The sequence below is a fragment of the Acidiphilium sp. 34-64-41 genome, from assembly GCF_002282635.1.
In the GTDB taxonomy this organism is placed as follows: domain Bacteria; phylum Pseudomonadota; class Alphaproteobacteria; order Acetobacterales; family Acetobacteraceae; genus Acidiphilium; species Acidiphilium rubrum.
Genome location: NZ_NCJX01000145.1, coordinates 1 through 4,471 on the forward strand (window position 1 = coordinate 1; position 4,471 = coordinate 4,471).

The following is a 4,471-nucleotide window of genomic DNA, read 5'->3' on the forward strand; positions in this document are numbered from 1 at the left end:
AAACGCCTGGAACAAGCTCATGCAGATGCCAAAACAAATCGCTTCGATCACACAACGAGACTGGATCAAAGCGGTCATTGGATAGGCAGGTTGGTATAAAGCCGCACCCGGCCGAGTCGATAGTCCGCCGCAACACTGTCCGCATGCGCCATCAACCGCCTGCCATGGCCACGACCGGCATGCGCCGGCAGCACCGCGATATTCTCGACAACAAGACAGCCAGGCTCCGGCACCAGTTCGATCAGCGCAATGATCGTGCCATCCGATTCAAGCACGTCGATCAGATGATCGCGCACCGCGACGACATAATCCACCAACATCGGCACCGGCTTGCGCCCGATGATCGGCACCCATTTCGCATAGGCCGCATCGGTCACCGCGGCAATCACATCGGCATCGGCCACGGTCGCGCGGCGTAGGACCGGACCGATCGAGGTTTCGATTGTATCGGTCATCACGGGACGATATCGGTTTGATAAAATTTGACAAGCCGAATCGTCGAGGATTGACGGCAAGTCGTAGAAAGCAAGGCCTTCTTTTTTTGAAAAAAAACAAGCAAAAAAACTTTTATCCATCAGGCCGCCGAAGGTAAAACCAACGACGACCCAACGAATAAAAGTTTTTTGCTTCTTTTTTACAAAAAAGAAGTCTTGCCTGACCTGAACCTCAAACCGAGTAATACATCTCGAACTCAACCGGATGCGGCGTATGCTCGAACCGGTACACTTCCGACCATTTCAGCTCGATATAGCTCTCGATCTGTTCCTTGCTGAACACATCGCCGGCCAGCAGGAAGTCGTGATCGGCGGCGAGCGCGCCCAACGCCTCACGCAGCGAACCGCAGACGGTCGGAATGCCTTTCAGCTCTTCCGGCGGCAGATCGTACAAATCCTTGTCCATCGGGTCGCCCGGGTGGATCTTGTTCTTGATGCCATCGAGCCCGGCCATCGCGATGGCCGAATAGGCCAGATACGGGTTGGCCGAGGCATCCGGGAACCGCACCTCCACGCGCTTGGCCTTCGGATTGGTGGTGTAGGGAATCCGGCACGAGGCCGAGCGGTTCCGTGCCGAATACGCCAGCAGCACCGGCGCCTCGAACCCGGGGATCAACCGCTTGTAGCTGTTGGTCGAGGGGTTGGTGAACGCGTTGATCGCCTTGGCGTGTTTGATGATGCCGCCGATGAAATACAGGCACATCTCCGACAGATCGGCATAACCGTTGCCGGCGAACAGCGGCTTGCCGTTCTTCCAGATCGACTGATGGGTGTGCATGCCCGATCCGTTGTCGCCATAAATCGGCTTGGGCATGAACGTCGCGGTCTTGCCGTAGGAATGCGCGACGTTGTGGACGCAGTATTTATAAATCTGCATCTGGTCGGCCATTTTGGTCAGCGAGCCGAACCGCGTGCCCAGCTCGTGCTGGCTCTGCGCCACCTCGTGGTGATGCTTTTCGATCGGCAGGCCCATTTCGCCCATCGTCGCCAGCATTTCCGCGCGCAGATCGCTCTCGGAATCGACCGGCGGCACCGGGAAATACCCACCCTTGATGCCAGGCCGATGCCCCATGTTGCCTTCCGGATAATCCTTCAGCGACGAGCCGGGACCCTCCATGCTGTCGATCTGGTACATGCCGAAATTGCCGCCGGTGCCGAACTTCACCGAATCGAACACGAAAAACTCAGCCTCGGCGCCGACCACGATGGTATCGCCGATGCCGGTCGACTTCAGATACGCCTCGACCCGCTTGGCCGTGCCGCGCGGGTCGCGCGCATAGCCCAGACCGGTCGAGGGCTCGATGATATCACAGAACAAAATCATGCTCGGCTTGGCCGCGAACGGGTCCATCACCGCGGTCTCGGCGTCCGGCATCAGGATCATGTCGGATTCATTGATCGCCTTCCAACCGGCGATCGAAGACCCGTCGAACATGATGCCGTCGCGAAACGCGTCCTCGTCCATCGTCGAAATATGCTGGGACGTGTGCTGCCACTTGCCACGCGGATCGGTGAACCGCAGGTCGACGAAATCGGCCCCGTTCTCCTTCATCATCGCGATCGCTTTTGCTACTGCATCGCCGCTGCCGGCTGGCTTCTTCGCCATCTTGGTCCTCACTGCTGGTCAGATTGATGATGCCGCACGATGCGGCACCGTTACGGAAACTGTCAAATCGCGGCTTCGCCCTTTTCGCCGGTCCGAATGCGAATGACATCTTCGATGGTGGAGACGAAAATCTTGCCATCGCCAATCCGCCCGGTCCGGGCCGCATTGGTGATCGCCTCGATCGCGCGCTCGGCGACGCTGTCCTCGCAGATCACCTCGATCTTCACCTTGGGCAGAAAATCCACCACATATTCAGCGCCGCGATACAATTCGGTATGACCTTTCTGGCGGCCGAAACCCTTGGCTTCCAACACGGTGATGCCCTGAAGCCCAACCTCGTGCAAGGCTTCCTTCACCTCGTCCAGCTTGAACGGTTTGATAATCGCTTCGATTTTTTTCATCCGGTTCACGCCCGATCCGAGACGGGCACCCTCCTTGTTGCTGGTTTATCTCGGCGGGCAAATGCACGCACCGGCCCTTGTCCGGCCGGCAACACTGCGATGCATATGCCGTGCCAACGACACCTGACGCCAGGGATCGTTGCGTTGCTCACGGGATCGGCATAGCCTGTGCCCAAAACAAGTGCAGTTCATGCCTAGTTTACGAACGCCGCACGCCAAACCCCTTGCCCTTCCGTCGTCTCGCACGATACTGCACACAAATTGCCTAGGGAGCCAGACCGTGAAATCGCCCAACCTCATGCTCGACGCCATCGGCACGACGATCTTCACGGTCATGTCCGCCCTCGCGACCCAGCACGGCGCGATCAACCTCGGCCAGGGTTTCCCCGATACCGATGGACCCCAGGACGTAATCGATGCCGCCGCCGCCGCCCTGCGCGATGGCCGCAACCAATACCCGCCGCTGACCGGCGTCGCCGAACTGCGCGAAGCCGTCGCCGCAGCCAACCAGCGTTTCTACGGCATCACCGTTGATCCAGCGACCGAAGTGGTCGTCACCTCCGGTGCCACCGAAGCGATCACGGCGAGTCTGATGGCACTGCTCAACCCCGGCGACGAAGCCGTACTGATCGAACCGCTCTACGATACCTATCTGCCCGTCGTGCGGATGCTCGGCGCCACCGCCAGGCTGGTCCGCCTGAACCCGCCAGACTGGCAGCTGCCGCGCGCCGAGCTCGAAGCCGCGTTCGGCCCCAAAACCAAACTGCTGCTGCTGAATTCACCAATGAACCCGACCGGCAAGGTCTTCTCCGCCGACGACCTCGCGTTCATCGCAGCCCTGCTGACCCGGCACGATTGCTACGCCGTGTGCGACGAGGTCTACGAACATTTGATCTTCGATGGTCTGAAACATACGCCCCTGATGAGCCTGCCCGGCATGCGCGAACGCTGCCTGCGCATCGGCAGCGCCGGTAAAACCTTCAGCCTGACCGGCTGGAAAATCGGCTACGTCACCGCCCCCGCGCGCCTCGCCACGCTGGTCGCCCGCGCCCACCAGAACCTCACCTTCACCACGCCGCCCAATTTGCAACGCGCCGTCGCCATCGGCCTCGCCAAGGACGATGCCTATTTCGCTGCCATGGGCACCGACCTCGCCGCCAAACGCGACATCCTCGCCGCCGGCCTCCGCGACATCGGATTCATCGTGCTGCCGAGTTCCGGCTCCTACTTCATCACGACCGATTTCACCCCCCTCGGCTTCGAAGGCGACGATGTCGCCTTCTGCCGCCACATCACCGAACACGCCGGCGTCGCCGCCATTCCGGTCTCCGCCTTCTATCCCGCTGACGCGCCGACCCACTACGCCCGCTTCGCCTTCTGCAAACGCGAAACCGTGCTCCGCGAAGCGATCGATCGCCTCAGCCGGCATTTTGCCGCGCGACAGGCAGCGGAATAGGGTAAGAAAGTTAAGGAAGTGCTACTTTTTTGAAAAAAAGTAGCAAAAAACTTTTGTTTGTTTTAGGGCCGTTCGCTGCCGTCAGGTCGGCGCCGCTTCGCTGGATAGGCCACCCGCGCCCGGCCAAAATCCCCGCCATCCGCCAACTCCGCCTTGCCGATATGGACATGGCCGCGGCGGTCATGCACGCCTCGTTCGACGACCGGCTGCCGCATCTTGCCGCCCCGCTCACACCCGATCGAAAACTCGTCACCGCCGCTGGAAGCCAAGCGAGACTAACGCAAACGCAAGAATCTTCTTTTTTGTGAACAAAAAAGAAGCAAAAAAAACTTTGTTAATCTCGGCTCGTGCCGGTGAAATCGCCCTTGCCTCAGACAAACAAAAGTTTTTTGCTTCTTTTTTTCAAAAAAGAAGCGCTTTCTTCCTTTCTCACCCCCCGCCCACCGTGGTTATCTCCCCTGGTGCGCACCGCCCCAACCCCGCTGACGATCTCACTCCTCGGCCGCTTCGCCCT

6 protein-coding genes are annotated in these 4,471 nt (G+C 59.6%); 3 read left to right on the forward strand and 3 right to left on the reverse strand.

All coding sequences use genetic code 11. From position 1 onward, the window contains the following. Positions 1–74: 74 nt before the first annotated feature. From B7X49_RS18135 to B7X49_RS18145, 3 genes are all read right to left on the reverse strand, one after another. Complete coding sequence (locus tag B7X49_RS18135) at positions 75–455, reverse strand: GNAT family N-acetyltransferase (protein ID WP_286705335.1); 381 nt, start codon at positions 453–455, stop codon at positions 75–77. 211 nt (positions 456–666) lie between these two features. Continuing rightward, positions 667–2,100, reverse strand: coding sequence for a type I glutamate--ammonia ligase (glnA, locus tag B7X49_RS18140; RefSeq protein ID WP_029311887.1), 1,434 nt, complete (start codon positions 2,098–2,100; stop codon positions 667–669). Between the two features lie 62 nt (positions 2,101–2,162). After that, on the reverse strand, positions 2,163–2,501 hold the full coding sequence (locus B7X49_RS18145; RefSeq protein WP_029311888.1) for a P-II family nitrogen regulator: 339 nt from the start codon (positions 2,499–2,501) through the stop codon (positions 2,163–2,165). Positions 2,502–2,799: 298 nt separating this feature from the next. Here B7X49_RS18145 and B7X49_RS18150 point away from each other — a divergent pair, with 298 nt between their 5' ends. The 3 genes from B7X49_RS18150 to B7X49_RS18160 all read left to right on the forward strand — a co-directional run. Beyond that, positions 2,800–3,957, forward strand: coding sequence for an aminotransferase (locus B7X49_RS18150; protein ID WP_408735588.1), 1,158 nt, complete (start codon positions 2,800–2,802; stop codon positions 3,955–3,957). 29 nt (positions 3,958–3,986) lie between these two features. Next, positions 3,987–4,265 carry a hypothetical protein gene (locus B7X49_RS18155; RefSeq protein WP_286705337.1) on the forward strand — a complete coding sequence of 93 codons (279 nt, stop codon included), beginning with the start codon at positions 3,987–3,989 and terminating at the stop codon, positions 4,263–4,265. Further along, positions 4,262–4,471: hypothetical protein (locus tag B7X49_RS18160; protein WP_286705338.1), on the forward strand; the 210-nt coding region annotated here is incomplete at its 3' end. The genes B7X49_RS18155 and B7X49_RS18160, both read left to right, overlap by 4 nt.

Coding starts and splice junctions, on each gene's coding strand:
- B7X49_RS18150 (WP_408735588.1), top strand. CDS start 2,800: ATGCTCGACGCCATCGGCACGACGATCTTCACGGTCATGTCCGCCCTC.
- B7X49_RS18135 (WP_286705335.1), bottom strand. CDS start 455: ATGACCGATACAATCGAAACCTCGATCGGTCCGGTCCTACGCCGCGCG.
- B7X49_RS18145 (WP_029311888.1), bottom strand. CDS start 2,501: ATGAAAAAAATCGAAGCGATTATCAAACCGTTCAAGCTGGACGAGGTG.
- glnA (WP_029311887.1), bottom strand. CDS start 2,100: ATGGCGAAGAAGCCAGCCGGCAGCGGCGATGCAGTAGCAAAAGCGATC.